This is a genomic window from Luteimonas padinae, from assembly GCF_014652935.1.
GTDB classification, from domain to species: Bacteria; Pseudomonadota; Gammaproteobacteria; order Xanthomonadales; family Xanthomonadaceae; genus Luteimonas; species Luteimonas padinae.
On sequence record NZ_BMZT01000002.1, the window covers coordinates 250,351 to 268,549 of the forward strand.

An 18,199-nucleotide genomic window follows, 5' to 3' on the forward strand; every position below is an offset into this window, starting at 1 on the left:
TCAGCCTCCGATGCGACGAACGCCGCGGGCAAACGAGAAATAGGGCATGGCCAATCCCCGGCGACCCACCGTCCGGCTCCTGCGCTCGCCGGCGTCGGCGTCGGCCGCGGACTCCACGACCGGGACCGGGGTGGCGCGGGACCCTGGCGCCGGGTAGAAGGCGGGCGAGGCGATCAGGGCGATGGCGACCAGGGCCAGGCCGCTGGCGGTGAGGGCGATCAGGCTGTTGTCGAGCTTGCGGTTCATGGTGGCCGTCCTGCTCTGGGTGACTGGTGTTGTATGCAACTATAACACCACTACACACACCGTCAAGCGTCCCGGCGGCCAGCTGATGGCAGGGGTGGGGGCCGTGGATTGCCGGGGCAGGCCCGGCCCGCGACAATAGGGGCAGGCGCCGCGGACCGCGGCCAGAGTCCAGGAGCATCCCCTGATGAAATCCACGCTGCGCGGCCTGGCCGCGTTGTCCCTCGCCGCGGCCCTGTCGCTGGCACCCGCCATTGCCCAGGAGAACGCCGTGCCGACCACCGAGCGCGAGAAGAACAGCTACATGATCGGCATGGACGTCGGCCGCTCGATCGAGGCCGTCGGCCCCGACCTGGACCGAGAGGCCTTCCTGCGCGCCGTCCGCAACGCCTTCGACGGCGGCAAGCCGCTGCTGTCCGAGGCCGAGGCGGCCGAAGTCGGTCCCGCGCTGATGCAGCGCGTGGGCGTCCGCAGCGGCCAGTCGATGCCGGGCATGGCCCCCGGCAGCGAGCCGCCGCCGGTGGCGAAGGACAAGGTCGGCCTGCTGGTGGGCGCCGACGTCGGCCGTTCGCTGGCGCCGCTCAAGGACGAGGTCGACATGGCCGTGTTCGGCCGCGGCGTCGCCACGGTGCTCGACGGCAGCAAGCCGCTCATGGACGAGGCCGAGCTGGCCTCGGTGCGCGAGGCCTTCACCACCCGCATCCAGCAGCGCATGCAGGAGGAGAGCGCGGCGGCCGCGCGCGAGAACGCCGCCGCCGGTGCCGAGTTCCTTGCCGGCAACCGCAACGCCAAGGGCGTCATCACCACCGGCTCCGGCCTGCAGTACATGGTGCTGCGCCAGGGTTCGGGCCCGCGCCCGCCGAACGGCTCGGCCCAGGTTCGCGTGCACTACGAGGGCCGCCTGCTCGACGGCACCGTCTTCGACAGCTCCTATGCGCGCAACGATCCCGCCACCTTCGGCCTCAACCAGGTGATCGCCGGCTGGACCGAGGGCCTGCAGCTGATGGCGGTGGGCGCGAAGTACCGCTTCTGGATCCCCGCCGAGCTGGCCTACGGCCGCAACGGTTCGCCGGGCAGCATCCCGCCGAACTCCACCCTCGTCTTCGACGTCGAACTGCTGCAGCTGCCCTGAGCGCAGCCCGTCCCATCCCTTCCGAGGTCATTCCGATGAACACGTTCGCACGCGCCACCGCGACCAGCCTGCTGGCCGCTTCGCTCCTCCTCGCCCTGGGCGCCTGCAAGAAGATCGACCCCGATGCGCCCAAGCCGGCCAAGGCCGGCGCGACGCCGTCCTCGCTCGAGATCAAGGGCCTGCCCACCGAAGAGGAACAGGCCGGCTACGCCATCGGCCTGCAGATCGGCTCGACGCTGGCCGAGATCAAGGACGACGTCGATTTCGACGCCATCGTGAAGGCCATGCGCACCTCGATGAACGGCGAAACGCCGCTGATGGACGAAGCCCAGGCGCGTCAGGCGTTCGAGGCCTTCGGCCAGCGCATGCAGTCGCGCATGGCCTCGGGCAACCGTGACGCCGGCAAGGCCTTCCTCGACGCGAACGCGAAGCAGGAAGGCGTACAGGTCACCGCGTCGGGCCTCCAGTACAAGGTGCTGACGGCGGGCGAGGGCCCGAAGCCGGGTCCGGACAGCCGCGTCAGCGTGCACTACAAGGGCTCGCTGCTCGACGGCACCGTGTTCGACAGCTCCTACGACCGCGGCGAGCCGGCGGTGTTCACGCTCTCGAGCGTGGTCCCGGGTTGGCAGGAAGGCCTGCAGCTGATGCCGGTCGGCAGCAAGTACATGCTGTGGCTGCCCAGCGAGCTGGGCTACGGCGACACCGGCACTCCGGGCGGTCCGATCGCCCCGGGCAGTGCGCTGGTGTTCGAGGTCGAACTGCTCGACATCATCGACGAGGCGGAATAAGCGATGCGGGTCAGCATCTTCGGCACCGGTTACGTCGGCCTGGTCACCGGCACCTGCCTGGCCGAGGTCGGGCACGACGTGGTCTGCGTGGACGTGGACGCGGGCAAGGTCGAGCGCCTGCACCAGGGCATCATCCCGATCTACGAGCCCGGCCTCGAGCCGATGGTGAAGGCCAACCACGCCGCCGGCCGGCTGGACTTCACCACCGACGCAGCGCGCGCGGTCGCGCACGGCGAGGTGGTCTTCATCGCCGTCGGCACGCCGCCCGACGAGGACGGCAGCGCCGACCTGCAGTACGTGCTGCAGGTCGCGCGCACCATCGGCGAACACCTGCAGGCGCCAACCATCGTGGTCGACAAGTCGACGGTGCCGGTGGGCACCGCGGACCGCGTGCGCGCGACCATCGCCGAGGTGCTCGCGGCGCGTGGCGCCGATATCGCCTTCGACGTGGTCTCCAACCCCGAGTTCCTGAAGGAGGGCGCCGCGGTCGAGGACTGCATGCGCCCGGACCGCATCGTGCTGGGCGTGGACGATCCGCGCGCGGCCGAGAAGCTCAAGCGCCTGTATGCACCGTTCAACCGCAACCACGACCGCTTCGTGGTCATGGACGTGCGCTCGGCCGAGCTGACCAAGTACGCGGCCAACGCGATGCTGGCGACCAAGATCAGCTTCATGAACGAGATCGCGAACATCGCGGAGAAGGTGGGCGCGGACGTGGAGATGGTGCGCAAGGGCATCGGTTCGGACCCGCGCATCGGCTGGCACTTCATCTATCCGGGCGCCGGCTACGGCGGCTCGTGCTTTCCGAAGGACGTGCAGGCACTGGCGCGCACCGCGCAGCAGGTCGGCCACCAGCCGCTGCTGCTGGACGCGGTGGAAGCGGTCAACGAGCGCCAGAAGGGCCACCTGCACGAACTGGTGACGCGCCACTACGGTGACGGTGGCATCAGTGGCAAGACCTTCGCGGTCTGGGGCCTGGCCTTCAAGCCCGACACCGACGACATGCGCGAAGCCTCCAGCCGCCGCCTGCTGGCCCAGCTCTGGGAATCCGGGGCGCGGGTGCGTGCCTACGATCCCGAGGCGGCCGACGAGGCCCGCCGGATCTTCGGCGATCGCGACGACCTCGTGCTCTGCGCGTCCGCCGCCGACGCGCTCGACGGCGCGGATGCCCTGGTGGTGGTGACCGAGTGGAAGCAGTTCCGCAGCGCCGACCTGGCCCAGGTCCGTGCGAAGCTCGGTGACGCGGTGGTCTTCGACGGCCGCAACATCTACCGCCCGGAAGACGCCGAGGACGCCGGCCTGGCCTACTACGGCATCGGCCGCGGGCGCTCGGTGCGGGCGCACTGACGATGGCCGCCGACATCGAGGCCCGCGTGGTCGAGCTGGAAACCCGGCTCGCCTTCCAGGAGCAGGCGATGGCGGAGCTGAGCGACGCCCTCGCCGGGGCCAGGATCGAGCTGGCGCGCAATGATGTCCTGCTGCGGCGCGCCCTCGAGGAGCTGCAGGCCAGCCGCCCGGGCGTCACCGCCGATCCCGCCGACGAACCCCCTCCGCCGCATTACTGAAGACCGATGAGCGATACGTTGCGCGACCAGCTGCTGGGCCTCGGTTTCAAGCCGACCCCGGGCGCAGAGAAGCCGAAGCCGCCGCGCCGGCAGGATGGCCAGGGCGGCAAGGGCCGCGTGGCCGATGCGCGCGGCGGCAAGGGTGGCCGGCCGGGCGGCGACGCCGGGCGCCGGCAGGGGCAGCCACCCGGTGCGGGCCGGGGGCAGGCGGACGCGAAGAAGCGCCAGGGCGGCGACGCGCGCGCGCGCCGGCCGGAAGGCGACATCGACCTCGCCAAGGCCTACGCCATCCGCGCCCAGCGCGAGAAGGACGAGCGCATCCGCGCCGAGCGCGAGAAGCAGGAAGCCGCACGCCTGCGCCGCGAAGCACAGGCGAAGCTGGCGGCGCTGCTCGATGGCAAGGGCCTTAACGCCGCCGATGCCGACCATGTTCGCCACTTCGACTACGGCGGCAAGATCAAGCGCGTGCACGTCACCGCCGACCAGCTGCGCGCGCTGAACGCCGGCGAGCTGGGCGTGGTCCAGGTCAAGGGCAGCTACCTCCTGGTCACCGCCGCGGTCCTGGCCGAAGCCGAAGCCGTGTTCCCGGCCTGCGTGGCGCTGAAGGTCGACCCGGACGCCCCGGCCGAAGACGACCCCTACGCCGACCCGAAGTACCAGGTGCCGGATGATCTTGTCTGGTGAGGGGCTGGAAAAGCCTTGCCCCGGATCTACGCTGATGAGGGCGGATCTGTACGGATCAGGCAAGAGCTTTTTTCACCACGGATGACGCGGATCACGCGGATTTACGCGGATAGAGCAGTGCCTTGAAGGAAGGTCTGCGCGCGCCGAGTGGAGTCGCGCGATGCCCTGTCAGAACATGCACCATCTTGCCTCGGCCAGATCCGCGTAAATCCGCGTGATCCGCGTCATCCGTGGTAAAGCCTTTCCGCTCTTTCCCCACCCTTCGCCCTATCCGCGCAGATCCGCTCTCATCCGCCTAGATCCGTGGCAACGCCTTTTCCCCGCGGCACCACCCAGATCCAGGCGATGACGCAGCCGAGCAGGGCGAAACAGCCGGCGGCCAGGAAGGCGAGGCGGCCATCGCCCCAGGGCCAGAGCTGGCCGGCGACCAGGGCGCCCAGCACGCCGCCCAGGCCCGAGGAAAAGCCGTAGAACAGGCCTTGGGCGTGGCCGTTGAGTCGTCCGGGAAAGCAGGTCGCCAGCATCTGCATGGCGGCGGCGAAGAACGCCGCGAAGCCCAGCGCATGGGTGGCCTGGGCCACGAGCATCACCGGCATGCTGTCCGGCCACAGCGCGGTGGCCCACCAGCGCAGCACGGCGCTGGCCATCGATACCAGCAGCAGCCAGCTCGCGTCCCAGCGGCGGAAGATGCCGGAGATGGTGAAGAACACCGCGACCTCGAACACCACGCCCACCGTCCACAGCAGGCCCAGCGTGGACGTCGAGTAGCCGAGCCCGTCCATGTAGACCGAGAAGAAGGTGTAGTACGGGCCGAAGGACAGCTGTTCCAGGAAGGCGGCGACCAGGAACGCGGCGACGCGCGGCTGGCGCACGATCGCCCAGAACTCGCCGCCCGCGCGCCCCCGCGGGCCGACGTGGCCGGCGTCGCGGTTGGCGAAGGCGCTCGCGGCCATCAGCACGAACAGCGGCAGCATCGCCCAGGGCAGGATGCCGGCGCCGTGGCGTTCGATCAGCCAGCCGAAGCCGGTGGTCACCAGGATGAAGCCGATCGAGCCCCAGACCCGAATCGTGCCGTAGCGGTGCGCATCGGCGCCGAGGTGGCCGAGCGTGATCGCCTCGAATTGCGGCATCACCGCGTTGTAGAAGAAGCAGAACGCCACCATCGCCGCGAACAGGGTCCATTCCGGCTGCTCCGGCAGGAAGCAGGCGAAGCTCGCCACCGTCAGCACGCAGCCGATGCGCAGCCAGCGGATCGGCTTCGGCGATGCGCCGGCGATCGTGGCCCAGGTGCTGGGTGCCACCACCCGGGTCGCGTACCAGAGGCTCATCATCACGCTGATCGCGGTGATGCCCATGCCGCGCGACTGCAGGTGCATCGCCCAGTAGGGCGTCAACGCGCCCAGCGCGGCGTAGTAGGCGAAGTAGAAGCTCGACAGCCGCACCACCGGTGCTGCCGCGGCAGTGCGCGCGTGCTCGATCATCGACGTGCCGGTGGGGTGCTCAGTCGGGATCGTAGTCGAGGTTGGAGGCCAGCCACTGCTCGACCTGGGCCAGCGGCACGCCGCGGCGCCTGGCGTAGTCGGCCGCCTGGTCCTTGCCGACCCGCCCGACGACGAAGTACTGGCTCTTCGGGTGGCTGAAGTAGTAGCCGGACACCGCCGCGGTCGGCAGCATCGCGAAGCCGTCGGTCAGCTCCATGCCGGCGTTCCGGGTGGCGTCGAGCACCGCGAACAGCTGCTCCTTCGGGCTGTGGTCGGGGCAGGCCGGGTAGCCGGGGGCGGGGCGGATGCCGCGATAGGCCTCATTGATCAAGGCATCGTTGTCGAGCGCCTCGTCGGGCGCATAGCCCCAGAACTCCGTGCGCACGCGGCGGTGCAGGTGCTCGGCCAGGGCCTCGGCCAGGCGATCGGCGAGCGCCTTGAGCAGGATCCCGCGGTAGTCGTCGTGGTCGGCGCGGAAGCGCTCCAGGTGCGGCTCGATACCGATGCCCGCGGTGACCGCGAACATGCCCATCCAGTCCTGCAGGCCGCTGTCCTTCGGCGCGATGAAGTCGGCCAGGCAGAAGTCGGGGCGTTCGGCCGGCTTGTCGACCTGCTGGCGCAGGAAGGGGACGGTGAGGGGTGCGCCGGGCGCGACCTCCAGCTCGACGTCATCGCCCACGCTGTTGGCGGGAAACAGTCCGAAGACCGCCTTCGCGGTCAGCCACTTCTCCTCGATGATGGTGTCGAGCATCGCGCGCGCGTCGCGATAGAGCTCGCTGGCGGCAACGCCCACCACCTCGTCATCGAGGATGGCCGGGAAGCGGCCGGCCAGCTCCCAGGCCTGGAAGAACGGCGTCCAGTCGATGGTCTCGACCAGGTCGGCCAGCGGGTAGTCGTCGAACACGGTGATGCCGGGCTTCGCCGGCGCCGGCGGCACGTAGGCGTCCCAGCCGCCGTCGAAGCGCTGGCCGCGGGCTTTCTCCAGCGGCACCAGGCGCTTGGCGTCGCCGCGGTTGCGGTGGCGCTCGCGGATGCCGGCGTAGTCGGCCTCGTTGGCGGCGACGAAGGGTGCGCGCAGGTCCGCCGACACCAGCGACTGCGCCACGCCCACGGCGCGCGAGGCGTCCTTCACCCAGATCGTGGGCGACCTGTAGTGCGGATCGATCTTGAGCGCGGTATGCGCGCGCGACGTGGTGGCGCCGCCGATCATCAGCGGGATGGTCAGCCCCTGGCGCTGCATCTCGCGCGCGACGTGGCCCATCTCCTCGAGCGAAGGCGTGATCAGGCCCGAGACGCCGACCAGGTCGGCGTTCTCGGCGACCGCCGTGTCGATGATCTTCTGCGCCGGCACCATCACCCCGAGGTCGATCACTTCGAAGTTGTTGCAGGCCAGGACCACGCCGACGATGTTCTTGCCGATGTCGTGGACGTCGCCCTTCACGGTCGCCATCACCACCTTGCCGTTGTTCTTCCCGCTGTCGCCGGTGCGCAGCTTCTCGGCCTCGATGAAGGGCAGCAGCCAGGCCACCGCCTTCTTCATCACCCGCGCCGACTTCACCACCTGCGGCAGGAACATCTTGCCCGCGCCGAACAGGTCGCCGACCACGTTCATGCCGTCCATCAGCGGGCCTTCGATCACGTCCAGCGGTCGCGTCGACAGCAGGCGCGCCTCTTCGGTGTCCTCGACCACGTACTGGTCGATGCCGTGCACGAGGGCATGGCTGAGCCGCGCGCGCACGTCCTTGCCGCGCCACGCCAGGTCCTCCTCCTGCTTCCGGCCCTTGCTGCCGCGGTAGCGCTCGGCCAGCGCGAGCAGGCGCTCGGTGGCGTCCGGGCGGCGGTTGAGGATCACGTCCTCGACGTGTTCGCGCAGTTCGGGATCGAGGTCGTCGTAGATCGGCATCGCGCCGGCGTTGACGATGCCCATGTCCATGCCCGCGGCGATCGCGTGGTACAGGAACACCGAATGGATCGCCTGGCGCACGGTCTCGTTGCCGCGGAACGAGAACGAGACGTTGGAGACGCCGCCGGAGACGTGGCAGTGCGGCAGCGTCGCGCGGATGACGCGCGTGGCCTCGATGAAGTCCACCGCGTAGTTGTTGTGCTCCTCCAGCCCGGTGGCGATGGCGAAGATGTTCGGGTCGAAGATGATGTCCTCGGGCGGGAAGCCGACCTGGTCGACCAGGATCCGGTAGGCCCGGGTGCAGATCTCGACCTTGCGCGCGGCGGTGTCGGCCTGTCCGTCCTCGTCGAAGGCCATGACCACCGCCGCCGCGCCGTAGCGCAGCACCTTGCGCGCGTGCTCGACGAATGCCTCCTCGCCCTCCTTGAGCGAGATCGAATTGACCACGCCCTTGCCCTGCAGGCACTTCAGCCCGGCCTCGATCACCTCCCATTTCGAGGAGTCGACCATCACCGGGATGCGCGCGATGTCGGGCTCGGACGCGATCAGGGTGAGGAAGCGCGTCATCGCCTTCGCCGAATCGATCAGGCCCTCGTCCATGTTGACGTCGAGGATCTGGGCGCCATTGGCGACCTGCTGGCGCGCGACCTCGACCGCCTCCTCGAAGCGGTCTTCCTTGATCAGCTTCCGGAACTGCGCGCTGCCGGTGACGTTGGTGCGCTCGCCGACGTTGACGAACAGCAGCTCCGGAGTGATGACCAGCGGCTCCAGCCCCGACAGCCGCGTGTACCTGCGCGTGCTCATCGGGACACCCCGCCGTTTTTTTGCCACGGATTTACGCGGATGCGCCGCGGATCTACACGGATAAAGCGGGAAGAGCAGAAAAAGCGAGGAGCATTTTTTGCCACGGATTTACGCGGATTAAAGCGGATAGAGCAAAAGCCGCTGGAAGTGGGTTCGGAGCGGCCGGCGACAGTACGCGGCGAACCACTTTCACCGACCTCCCCAAGACTTGCCTCGGCCAGATCCGCGTTAATCCGCGTAAATCCGTGGCAAAAAAATGCTTTTGCCTTATCCGTGAAAATCCGCGGCGCATCCGCGTAAATCCGTGGCAAAAGAACTCTCACGCCGCCACCTCCAGCGAAGCCAGCGACCGCGGCGGGAGGCCCCGGACGGCGTCGGCGATGGCGCGGATGTGCGCCGGGGTGGTGCCGCAGCAGCCGCCGACAAGGTTCAGCAGGCCCGAGCGGGCGAACTCCTCCAGCATCGTCGCCATCTCGTCCGGCGTCTGGTCGTACTCGGCGAAGGCATTGGGCAGGCCGGCGTTGGGATGCGCGCTGACCAGGCAGTCGGCCACCCGCGCCAGGGTTTCGACGTGCGGACGCAGCTCCTTCGCGCCCAGCGCGCAGTTCAGGCCCACGGCCAGCGGCCGCGCGTGTGCGACCGAGATGTGGAAGGCCTCCGCGGTCTGGCCCGACAGCGTGCGCCCCGAGGCGTCGGTGATGGTGCCGGAGATCATCACCGGCAGGCGTGCGCCCCGGGCGTCGAATGCTTCCTCGATCGCGAACAGGGCGGCCTTGGCGTTGAGGGTGTCGAAGATGGTCTCGACCATCAGCACGTCGGCGCCGCCGTCGATGAGCCCGTCGATGGCCACGCGGTAGTCCTCGCGCAGGGCGTCGAAGCTGGTGTTGCGGAAGCCGGGATCGTTGACGTCGGGGCTGATCGAGGCGGTGCGGCTGGTGGGCCCGATCACGCCGATGGCGAAGCGCGGCTTGCCGGGCGTGGCGGCTTCGGCGGCGTCGCAGGCGGCGCGGGCCAGGCGCGCGCCCTCGAGGTTGAGCTCGCGCACCAGGTGCTGCAGGCCGTAGTCGGCCTGGCTGACGGCGGTCGAGTTGAAGGTGTTGGTCTCGACCAGGTCCGCGCCCGCCGCGAGGTAATCCGCGTGCACGCCGCTGATCAGCTCCGGACGGGTGAGGTTCAGCAGGTCGTTGTTGCCCTTGAGGTCGTGTGCGGCGCGGTCGCCGGGCTGGTGCGCGTCGAAGCCGGCGGCGAAGCGCTCGCCGCGGTAGGCGGCCTCGTCCAGCCGGTGGCCCTGGATCATCGTGCCCATGGCGCCGTCGATGACCAGGATGCGTTCGGCCAGCGCGGCTTCCAGCAGCGCGACGCGGCCGGGATGGAGCCAGGGAAGGGGGCTCATGGCGCGCCTGCGATCAGGGAGATGACTTCGAAGTGCGGCGGGCGCTTCTCGCGGGTGACCGTTTCGCAGGACTGCAGCGCGAGGCCGGCCTTGTCGACGAATCGGCGCAGCTCCTTTTCGGTGAAGCCGAGGTTGACGTGGCCGAAGGCCTCGACCGCGGCCCGGTGGCCGTGGCGGGCGAGGCTGGTGAGCAGCAGGCGGCCGCCCGGGCGCAGCACGCGCGCGGCCTCGGCCACCGAGAGCGCGGGCTTGGCGGAGTACGTCAGGGCGTGCATCAGCACCACCAGGTCGAAGCTGCCGTCGTCGAAGGGCAGGGCGTGCATGTCCGCTTCGCGCACTTCGACGTTGCGGTAGCGCTTCAGGCGCTCCTGCGCCGCCGCCACCACGCGCGGGCTGGCGTCGATGCAGACATAGCGCTGCGCATGCGGTGCCAGCAGCTCGGCCAGCACGCCGTCGCCGGAGGCGATGTCGAGCACGTCGCCGGTTTCCAGCAGCGGCAGCGCCGAGCGCGCCATCGCCTCCCAGGTGCGGCCCGGCGAGTAGTGGCGCTCCATGTCGCCGGCCACCGAATCGGCCCAGTTCTGGTCGGCGGCGCGCATCGCCAGCACGCCGGCCACGCGCTCGGCGTCCTGGCGCAGCAGCGGGTCGTCGCTGCCGTCGCGCAGCGTCTGCCACAATGCGCGCTGCGCCGGATCCAGGCGGTCCTCGTCGAAGCGGTAGTACGCGGACACGCCGGCGCGCCGGTCGCGGACCAGGCCGGCTTCCTTCAGCCGGGCGAGGTGGGTGGAGACGCGGGGCTGGGCCAGGCGCGTGATCGCGGAGAGTTCAGCGACCGTGAGCTCCTCTCCGTCGAGCAGGGCCAGCAGGCGTACGCGGGTGGCGTCGGCGAGTACCTTGAGGTGGCTCGACCAGGCTTCGAGATCCATCGATATATCTTCGCATCGCGATATAGAGATGCATTGTCGAACGCGATCCGCGCCCGGTCAAGGCCGCGCGTCCCGCGCAGGGACTGCCGGAGTGCGCGCGCGGCGCGCTCGGACTGTCGATGCGGCGCGGCGGGCAGGCTAGAATGGCGCTCTTGTTTTCAGGCCGTCGCCCGGGCGCGGCGCATACAGGAGCAGCGCGTGGATTTCAGCTTCACCGAAGAGCAGTTGATGATCCAGGACGTGGCCCGCCGCATCGCGCAGGAAAAGATCGCGCCGAGCGCCGAGCACCACGACCAGACCGGCGAATTCCCCCTCGACAACATCCGGCTGCTGGGCGAGAACGGCCTGATGGGCATCGAGGTGCCGGCCGAGTACGGCGGCGCCGGCATGGACCCGGTGGCCTACGTGCTGGCCATGGTCGAAGTGGCCGCGGCCGACGCCGCGCACTCGACCATCATGTCGGTCAACAACTCGCTGTTCTGCAACGGCATCCTGACCCACGGCACCGAGGCGCAGAAGAAGCTCTACGTCAGCGCCATCGCCGAAGGGCGCGAGATCGGCGCCTTCGCGCTGACCGAACCGCAGTCGGGCTCCGACGCCACCGCCATGCGCTGCCGCGCCGTGAAGCAGGCCGACGGCAGCTTCGTGGTCAACGGCAAGAAGAGCTGGATCACCTCGGGCCCGGTGGCCAAGTACATCGTGCTGTTCGCGATGACCGACCCGGACAAGGGCGCCCGCGGGATCACCGCCTTCATTATCGACACCGCCCGCGACGGCTTCGGCCGCGGCAAGACCGAGCCCAAGCTCGGCATCCGCGCCTCGGCCACCTGCGAAATCGAGTTCAACGACTACGTCGTCCAGGCCGACGAGGTCCTGGGCGACGAGGGCGAGGGATTCAAGATCGCCATGGGCGTGCTCGATGCCGGCCGCATCGGCATCGCCAGCCAGGCCATCGGCATCGCCCGCGCCGCCTACGAGGCGACGCTCGAATACGTCAAGGAGCGCAAGGCGTTCGGCGCGCCGATCGGCACCTTCCAGATGACCCAGGCCAAGATCGCCGACATGAAGTGCAAGCTCGACGCGGCCCTGCTGCTGACGCTGCGTGCGGCGTGGGTGAAGGGCCAGGGCCAGCGCTTCAGCAACGAGGCGGCGATCGCCAAGCTCACCGCGTCGGAGGCCGCCATGTGGATCACCCACCAGGCGCTGCAGATCCACGGCGGCATGGGCTACAGCAAGGAAATGCCGATCGAGCGCTATTTCCGCGACGCCAAGATCACCGAGATCTACGAGGGCACCAGCGAGATCCAGCGGCTGGTGATCGCCCGCAACGAAACCGGGCTGCGCTGAGGCAAGCGACCGTGCAGCCTGTGCCATCGACAAGCCAGTGCCCGCGCCCGGTGCCGGTTCCCATCCCGGGAAACGGCGCGTCCGCGGTCCCCTGTCCCTGACAACCCCCACCCCTTGGCCCGTGCCTGTGCGCGGGCCTCATTGCATCCGGAAGCCGACATGAGTACTGCCCGCAAGAAGGTTCCTGCCCGTAGCACCAGCCCCGCCAAGGCCGAGACGGCCGGTGGACGCCGCGCCGTCGCGCGCGACAGCACGCTGCTCGATCCGGTCCTGGCCGCCGTCCGCAAGCGCGCCGGCAAGGCCGGCGGCGACGATGCCGCGGCCTTTGCCGCCGCCTTCTACCAGCGCATGGGCGATGACGAGATCGGCGTGCACGAGGCCGACAGCTGGGCGGCGCTGGCCACCGATTTCCTCGACTTCATTGGCAAGCGCAAGCCGGGCAGCGCCAGCGTGCGCCTGTTCAACCCGACGCTCGCCACTCACGGCTGGGAGACCCAGCACACCGTGCTGCAGATCGCCAACGACGATATGCCGTTCCTGGTCGACTCGGTGACCATGGCGCTGGCCGAACTCGGCATCGGCGTGCACGTGCTGGGCCATCCGGTGGTGGAGATCGCCCGCGACCGCGCCGGCCGGCTCACCGGCGTGGGCACGGGCGCGGGTGAGTCGCTCATGCACCTGGAGATCGATCGCCAGACGCCGGAAGGCTGCGCGCGCGTCGAGGCCGCGGTGCGCGGTGTGCTGGAGGACGTGCGCGCGATCGTCGCGGACTGGCAGCAGATGCGCGAACGCATGGAGCAGGTGGCCGAAGGCCTCGACGACGCGCCGCTGCCGGTGTCCGACGCCGAGCGCACCGAAATCCAGGCCTTCCTGCGCTGGGCCGCCGACAACCACTTCACCTTCTTCGGCTACCGCGAGTACGAGGTGGTGAAAAAGGGCAAGGACGAGGTCCTGCAGGCCATCGACGGCAGCGGCCTGGGCCTGCTGCGCGGCCGCGACGTCGGCAAGCCGCGACTGCTGCGCACGGTCGGCGCGCAGCGCACCGAGCGCGCCGTCGAGCCGCTGATCCTGACCAAGACCAACGCCCGCTCCAGCATCCATCGCCCCGGCTACATGGACTACATCGGCGTGCTCGGCTTCGGTGCCAAGGGCGCGAAGGCCACCAGCGAGAAGCGCTTCCTCGGCCTCTACACCTCCAGCGCCTACAGCCGCCGCCCCTGGGACATCCCGATCGTGCGCGACCGCCACGAGCAGGTCATGGGCGCCTCGGGCCTGGCCGATACCGGCCACAGCGGCAAGGCGCTCAAGCACATCCTCGAGACCCTGCCGCGCGACGAGCTGTTCCAGGCCTCGGCCGGCGAGCTGCAGCGCGTGGCCAGCGGCATCCTCGGCCTGCAGGAGCGCGTGCGCAGCCGCCTGTTCCTGCGCCGCGACCACTACGGCCGCTACTACTCCGTGCTCGCCTACGTGCCGCGCGACCGCTACAACACCGAGGTCCGCCTGCGCGTTGAATCGATGCTCAAGGAGGTGCTGGGCGCCGACCACGTCGACACCAACGTCAGCCTCGGCGAGTCGCCGCTGGCGCAGCTGCACATGCTGGCGCGGCCGCGCACCGGTGAGGCGGTCGAGGTGGACGAGGGCGCCCTGCAGGCGCGCCTGTCGGCGATCGTCCGCAACTGGCAGGACGACCTGCGCGAAGCCCTGATCGAAGACCACGGCGAGGCCCGTGGCCTGGCCCTGGCCGCGGAGTGGGGGCGTGCGCTGCCGGTGCCCTACATCGAGCGCGCCACGCCGAAGGTGGCGGCGGCCGATGTCGCCCGCCTCGATGCGCTGTCGGGCCCCGACGACCTGCGCCTGAGCCTGCAGCGCTCCGCGCTCGACCGCCCGGGCGAGGGCGCGCTGCGCCTGAAGCTCTACCGTGCCGGCCACGACGTGCCGCTGTCGGACGTGCTGCCGATGATGGAGAACATGGGCCTGCGCGTGATCGCCGAGCATCCGCACCGCCTGGAGATGGCGGCGGCGGGCGGCGGCGCACCGCGCGTGGCCTACATCCAGGACTTCGAGGTCGAGGTGGTCGGCGGCGCCGAGCCCGATGCCGCCCGCTTCGAGGAGGCCTTCGCCAGCATCTGGAGCGGTGACGCCGAGAACGACGGCTTCAACCGCCTGGTCGCCACTGCCGGCCTGGGCTGGCGCCAGGTCTCGATGCTGCGCGCCTACTGCAAGTACCTGCTGCAGGTGGGCGTGCCCTTCTCGCAGAGCTACGTCGAGCAGACCCTGGTCCGCAATCCGCAGCTTGCGGTCAAGCTGGTCGAACTGTTCGAGGCGCGCTTCGACCCCGCGATCAGCGACAAGGCCCGCAAGCCGGCGATCGAGGCGGCGCACGCCGCGATCCGCGAGCTGCTCGAGGGCGTGGCCAGCCTCGACGAGGACCGCATCCTGCGCAGCTACGTCGGCGTGATCGACGCGACGCTGCGCAACAACTACTACCAGCTCGACGCCAGCGGCGCGCCGAAGGACTACATCGCCTTCAAGTTCGACTCCGCCCTGGTGCCGGACCTGCCCAAGCCGCGCCCGTACCGCGAGATCTTCGTCTGCGGCCCGCGCGTGGAAGGCACCCACCTGCGCTTCGGCCCGGTGGCGCGCGGCGGCCTGCGCTGGTCCGACCGCCGCGAGGACTTCCGCACCGAGGTGCTGGGCCTGGTGAAGGCGCAGATGGTGAAGAACACGGTGATCGTGCCGGTCGGCTCCAAGGGCGGCTTCATCGTCAAGCGCCCGCCGGTGGGCGGCGATCGCGATGCCATCCAGGCCGAGGGCATCGCCTGCTACAAGCGCTTCATCAGCGGCCTGCTCGACCTGACCGACAACCTGACCGTCGCCGGCGACATCGTGCCGCCGGCGAACGTGGTCCGCCACGACGATCCGGATCCCTACATGGTGGTGGCCGCCGACAAGGGCACCGCGACCTTCTCCGACATCGCCAACGGCCTGTCGCGCGACTACGGCTACTGGCTCGACGACGCCTTCGCCTCCGGCGGCTCGGTCGGCTACGACCACAAGGGCATGGGCATCACCGCGCGCGGCGCCTGGGAGTCGGTCAAGCGCCACTTCCGCGCGCTCGGCATCGACTGCCAGAAGCAGGACTTCACCGCGGTCGGCATCGGCGACATGTCGGGCGACGTGTTCGGCAACGGCATGCTGCTGTCGAAGCACATCCGCCTGGTCGCGGCCATGGACCACCGCCACATCTTCGTCGACCCCAACCCCGACTCGGCGATCTCGTACAAGGAGCGCCAGCGCCTGTTCAAGGTGCCGCGCTCGAGCTGGGACGACTACGACAAGGCGCTCATCAGCAAGGGCGGCGGCGTGTTCCCGCGCAGCGCGAAGTCGATCCCGGTGTCGCCGGAGATGCGAGAAGCGCTCGGCCTCGCCGACGGCACCACCGCGATGAGCCCCAACGAGCTGATGTCGGCGGTGCTGAAGGCGCCGGTCGACCTGCTCTGGAACGGCGGCATCGGCACCTACGTCAAGGGCGCGGGCGAGACCCACGCCGACGTCGGCGACCGTGCCAACAACGCCATCCGCGTCAACGGCGGCGAGTTGCGCTGCCGCGTCGTGGGCGAGGGCGGCAACCTGGGCATGACCCAGCGCGGCCGCATCGAGGCTGCGCAGGCGGGCGTGCTGCTCAACACCGACTTCATCGACAACTCCGCCGGCGTCGACACCTCCGACCACGAGGTGAACATCAAGATCCTGCTCAACGGCCAGGTGCAGGCCGGCAAGCTGAAGATCGAGGAGCGCAATAAGCTGCTGAAGGCGATGACCGACGAGGTCGCCGGTCTGGTGCTCAACGACAACTACCGCCAGAACCAGGCCATCAGCCTGATGGAGCGGATGAGCGTGTCGCGCCTGGGCTCCAAGCAGCACTTCATCCAGACCCTGGAGTCGCAGGGCCTGCTGGACCGCCAGATCGAGTTCCTGCCCAGCGACGCCGAGCTCGCCGACCGCAAGGCGCGCAACCTCGGCCTGACCCGCCCGGAGCTGGCGGTGCTGCTGTCGTACTCCAAGCTGGTGGCGTTCGAGCAGCTGCTGAACTCCGACATCCCGGAGGACCCGTACCTGTCGCGCGAACTGCAGCGCTACTTCCCGCAGCCGCTGCAGGCGAAGTACGCCAAGGCCATGGAGCAGCACCGCCTGAAGCGCGAGATCATCGCCACGGCGGTCACCAACTCGACCATCAACCGCATGGGCGCGACCTTCCTGCTGCGCATGCAGGAAGACAGCGGGCGCACGCCGGCCGAGGTGGCCAAGGCGTTCACGATCACCCGCGAGACCATCGAGGCGCGCACGCTGTGGGCGCAGATCGATGCGCTGGACGGCAAGGTGCACGAGTCGGTGCAGATCGACGCCCTGCAGGTGATCTGGGCGCTGCAGCGTTCGTTCACGCGCTGGCTGCTGGCGCGCCCGGGCGCGTTGCCGACCATCACCAGCGCGGTGGAGCGCTACCACGACGGCTTCCAGGCGATCTATGCCGGCGAGGACATCCTCACCGCCGCGCAGCGCCCGGCCTACGAGCAGTCGCTGGCCGACTGGCGCGCCAAGGGCCTTCCGGACGTGCTGGCCAGCCAGCTGGCCGCGCTGCCGTACCTCGAGGCCAGCCCCGACATCATCGAGCTGGCGCGCGAGCGCAAGCGCAAGCCGGTCGAGGTGGCGCGCGTGTACTTCCGCCTCGCCGACGCGCTGAACCTGCCCTGGCTGGTGCAGCAGATCGACGCGCTGGCGGTGGACGGGCGCTGGCACGCGGTCGCCCGCGGCGCGCTGCGCGACGAACTCGCCGCGCAGCAGCGCGCCCTCGTGGGCCAGGTGCTGTCGATGCCGGGCCGCGACGCCGACGCCAAGGTCGCGCAGTGGATCGGCCGCGACGACGCCGCGCTGCGCTTCACGCTCGGCATGCTGTCCGAGCTTGCGGCGCAGACCTCGCTGGACTATCCGACCGCGTCGGTGGCGGTGCGCCGCCTGGCGCAGCTGGCCAGCGCGGGCTGAGGCAGGCGGCCACCCGCCCTCCGTCCAAGGCGGGGGAGGGCGGGGCTTCGCCGACCATGGCCGCGGGTTATGCTGCGGCCATGACCGGATCGCCGCGCATCGCCTTCCTCGCCAGCCCTGCCGCCGACGCGCAGGCGGCGCTGGCACGCTTCACCGCCCGGCACGGGCAGTGCGCGCCGGACGAGGCCGACATCATCTGCGCGCTGGGCGGCGACGGCTTCATGCTGCAGACGCTGCATCGCCACGGCGGGCTGGGCAAGCCCGTCTACGGCCTCAAGCTCGGCACCGTCGGCTTCCTGATGAACCACTACCAGGGCGAGTCCGGCGGCGTGCCCGACCTGATGGCGCGCCTCGAGGGTGCGGAACCCGCCGTGCTGCGGCCGCTGGAGATGGTGGCGGCCACCGAGTCCGGCGCCAGCGTCGGGTCGCTGGCCTACAACGAGGTGTCGCTGCTGCGGCAGACGCGCCAGGCCGCGCATGTCTCGATCGAACTCAACGGCCAGGTGCGCCTGGACGAGCTGGTCTGCGACGGCGTGATGCTGGCGACGCCGGCCGGCAGCACCGCGTACAACTATTCCGCGCACGGCCCGATCCTGCCGCTGGGCTCGAGCGTGGTGGCACTGACGCCCATCGCCGCCTTCCGCCCGCGGCGCTGGCGCGGCGCGCTGCTCAAGGCCGACACCGTGGTCCGCTTCCGCGTGCTCGATCCTTACAAGCGCCCGGTCAGCGCCACCGCCGACTCGCACGAGGTGCGCGACGTGGTCGAGGTCACCATCCAGGAGTCGCGCGACCGCACCGTGACCCTGCTGTTCGATCCCGAGCACAACCTGGAAGAGCGCATCCTCAGCGAACAGTTCGAGGCCTGAGCCGGCCGCCCCGGGGTCTCGCCGCAT

At 70.0% G+C, this 18,199-nt stretch carries 14 protein-coding genes; 8 read left to right on the top strand and 6 right to left on the bottom strand.

Annotated elements, in window-relative coordinates:
- Complete coding sequence (locus tag IE168_RS02950) at positions 1-246, bottom strand: hypothetical protein (RefSeq protein ID WP_189495059.1); 246 nt, start codon at positions 244-246, stop codon at positions 1-3.
- A 184-nt stretch (positions 247-430) separates the two neighbouring features.
- Between IE168_RS02950 and bamJ the strand changes: the two genes are divergently transcribed.
- From bamJ to IE168_RS02975, 5 genes are read left to right on the top strand one after another with little or no spacing between them, the layout of a single operon-like run.
- The gene (gene bamJ / locus IE168_RS02955; RefSeq protein WP_189495061.1) at positions 431-1,375 is read left to right on the top strand and encodes a BamJ family beta-barrel-assembly machinery protein; all 945 of its coding nucleotides are present in this window, start codon (positions 431-433) and stop codon (positions 1,373-1,375) included.
- A 35-nt stretch (positions 1,376-1,410) separates the two neighbouring features.
- Complete coding sequence (locus IE168_RS02960; RefSeq protein ID WP_189495063.1) at positions 1,411-2,163, top strand: FKBP-type peptidyl-prolyl cis-trans isomerase; 753 nt, start codon at positions 1,411-1,413, stop codon at positions 2,161-2,163.
- A 3-nt stretch (positions 2,164-2,166) separates the two neighbouring features.
- A complete protein-coding gene (locus IE168_RS02965) occupies positions 2,167-3,510 on the top strand; it encodes a UDP-glucose dehydrogenase family protein (protein ID WP_189495065.1) in 1,344 nt (447 codons plus the stop codon).
- A 2-nt stretch (positions 3,511-3,512) separates the two neighbouring features.
- On the top strand, positions 3,513-3,728 hold the full coding sequence (locus IE168_RS02970) for a SlyX family protein (RefSeq protein WP_189495067.1): 216 nt from the start codon (positions 3,513-3,515) through the stop codon (positions 3,726-3,728).
- Between the two features lie 6 nt (positions 3,729-3,734).
- Positions 3,735-4,412 (top strand): DUF2058 domain-containing protein, encoded by a 678-nt coding sequence (locus IE168_RS02975; RefSeq protein WP_189495069.1) that lies wholly within the window; start codon positions 3,735-3,737, stop codon positions 4,410-4,412.
- A gap of 287 nt (positions 4,413-4,699) precedes the next feature.
- Here the strand turns inward: IE168_RS02975 and IE168_RS02980 are convergent, their stop codons facing one another.
- The 5 genes from IE168_RS02980 to IE168_RS03000 are packed head-to-tail and all read right to left on the bottom strand — an operon-like array spanning position 4,700 to position 10,919.
- On the bottom strand, positions 4,700-5,893 hold the full coding sequence (locus IE168_RS02980) for an MFS transporter (RefSeq protein ID WP_189495072.1): 1,194 nt from the start codon (positions 5,891-5,893) through the stop codon (positions 4,700-4,702).
- Positions 5,894-5,912: 19 nt separating this feature from the next.
- Positions 5,913-8,600 (bottom strand): methionine synthase, encoded by a 2,688-nt coding sequence (metH, locus tag IE168_RS02985; protein ID WP_189495074.1) that lies wholly within the window; start codon positions 8,598-8,600, stop codon positions 5,913-5,915.
- Complete coding sequence (locus tag IE168_RS02990; RefSeq protein ID WP_189495076.1) at positions 8,597-8,923, bottom strand: hypothetical protein; 327 nt, start codon at positions 8,921-8,923, stop codon at positions 8,597-8,599. The genes metH and IE168_RS02990 overlap by 4 nt, the downstream gene beginning before the upstream one ends.
- The gene (locus IE168_RS02995; protein ID WP_189495078.1) at positions 8,920-9,993 is read right to left on the bottom strand and encodes a homocysteine S-methyltransferase family protein; all 1,074 of its coding nucleotides are present in this window, start codon (positions 9,991-9,993) and stop codon (positions 8,920-8,922) included. Before IE168_RS02995 ends, IE168_RS02990 begins: the two co-directional genes overlap by 4 nt.
- A complete protein-coding gene (locus IE168_RS03000; protein WP_189495080.1) occupies positions 9,990-10,919 on the bottom strand; it encodes an ArsR/SmtB family transcription factor in 930 nt (309 codons plus the stop codon). The genes IE168_RS02995 and IE168_RS03000 overlap by 4 nt, the downstream gene beginning before the upstream one ends.
- Before the next feature lie 183 nt (positions 10,920-11,102).
- On the opposite strand from IE168_RS03000, the gene IE168_RS03005 reads away from it, so the two are divergent.
- From IE168_RS03005 to IE168_RS03015, 3 genes are all read left to right on the top strand, one after another.
- Positions 11,103-12,266 carry an acyl-CoA dehydrogenase family protein gene (locus tag IE168_RS03005; RefSeq protein WP_386660318.1) on the top strand — a complete coding sequence of 388 codons (1,164 nt, stop codon included), beginning with the start codon at positions 11,103-11,105 and terminating at the stop codon, positions 12,264-12,266.
- Between the two features lie 159 nt (positions 12,267-12,425).
- Positions 12,426-17,306: an NAD-glutamate dehydrogenase gene (locus tag IE168_RS03010; protein ID WP_189495084.1), complete on the top strand. Its 4,881-nt coding sequence runs from the start codon at positions 12,426-12,428 to the stop codon at positions 17,304-17,306.
- An 80-nt stretch (positions 17,307-17,386) separates the two neighbouring features.
- Positions 17,387-18,172 carry an NAD kinase gene (locus IE168_RS03015; protein ID WP_189495086.1) on the top strand — a complete coding sequence of 262 codons (786 nt, stop codon included), beginning with the start codon at positions 17,387-17,389 and terminating at the stop codon, positions 18,170-18,172.
- The last annotated feature ends 27 nt before the right edge of the window (positions 18,173-18,199 follow it).

Excerpts from the sequence above, each read along its gene's own strand:
- IE168_RS02980 (WP_189495072.1), bottom strand. The coding sequence starts at position 5,893 with ATGATCGAGCACGCGCGCACTGCCGCGGCAGCACCGGTGGTGCGGCTG.
- IE168_RS02965 (WP_189495065.1), top strand. The coding sequence starts at position 2,167 with ATGCGGGTCAGCATCTTCGGCACCGGTTACGTCGGCCTGGTCACCGGC.
- IE168_RS02960 (WP_189495063.1), top strand. The coding sequence starts at position 1,411 with ATGAACACGTTCGCACGCGCCACCGCGACCAGCCTGCTGGCCGCTTCG.
- IE168_RS03015 (WP_189495086.1), top strand. The coding sequence starts at position 17,387 with ATGACCGGATCGCCGCGCATCGCCTTCCTCGCCAGCCCTGCCGCCGAC.
- metH (WP_189495074.1), bottom strand. The coding sequence starts at position 8,600 with ATGAGCACGCGCAGGTACACGCGGCTGTCGGGGCTGGAGCCGCTGGTC.
- IE168_RS02950 (WP_189495059.1), bottom strand. The coding sequence starts at position 246 with ATGAACCGCAAGCTCGACAACAGCCTGATCGCCCTCACCGCCAGCGGC.
- IE168_RS02970 (WP_189495067.1), top strand. The coding sequence starts at position 3,513 with ATGGCCGCCGACATCGAGGCCCGCGTGGTCGAGCTGGAAACCCGGCTC.
- IE168_RS03010 (WP_189495084.1), top strand. The coding sequence starts at position 12,426 with ATGAGTACTGCCCGCAAGAAGGTTCCTGCCCGTAGCACCAGCCCCGCC.
- IE168_RS03000 (WP_189495080.1), bottom strand. The coding sequence starts at position 10,919 with ATGGATCTCGAAGCCTGGTCGAGCCACCTCAAGGTACTCGCCGACGCC.
- bamJ (WP_189495061.1), top strand. The coding sequence starts at position 431 with ATGAAATCCACGCTGCGCGGCCTGGCCGCGTTGTCCCTCGCCGCGGCC.
- IE168_RS02995 (WP_189495078.1), bottom strand. The coding sequence starts at position 9,993 with ATGAGCCCCCTTCCCTGGCTCCATCCCGGCCGCGTCGCGCTGCTGGAA.
- IE168_RS02975 (WP_189495069.1), top strand. The coding sequence starts at position 3,735 with ATGAGCGATACGTTGCGCGACCAGCTGCTGGGCCTCGGTTTCAAGCCG.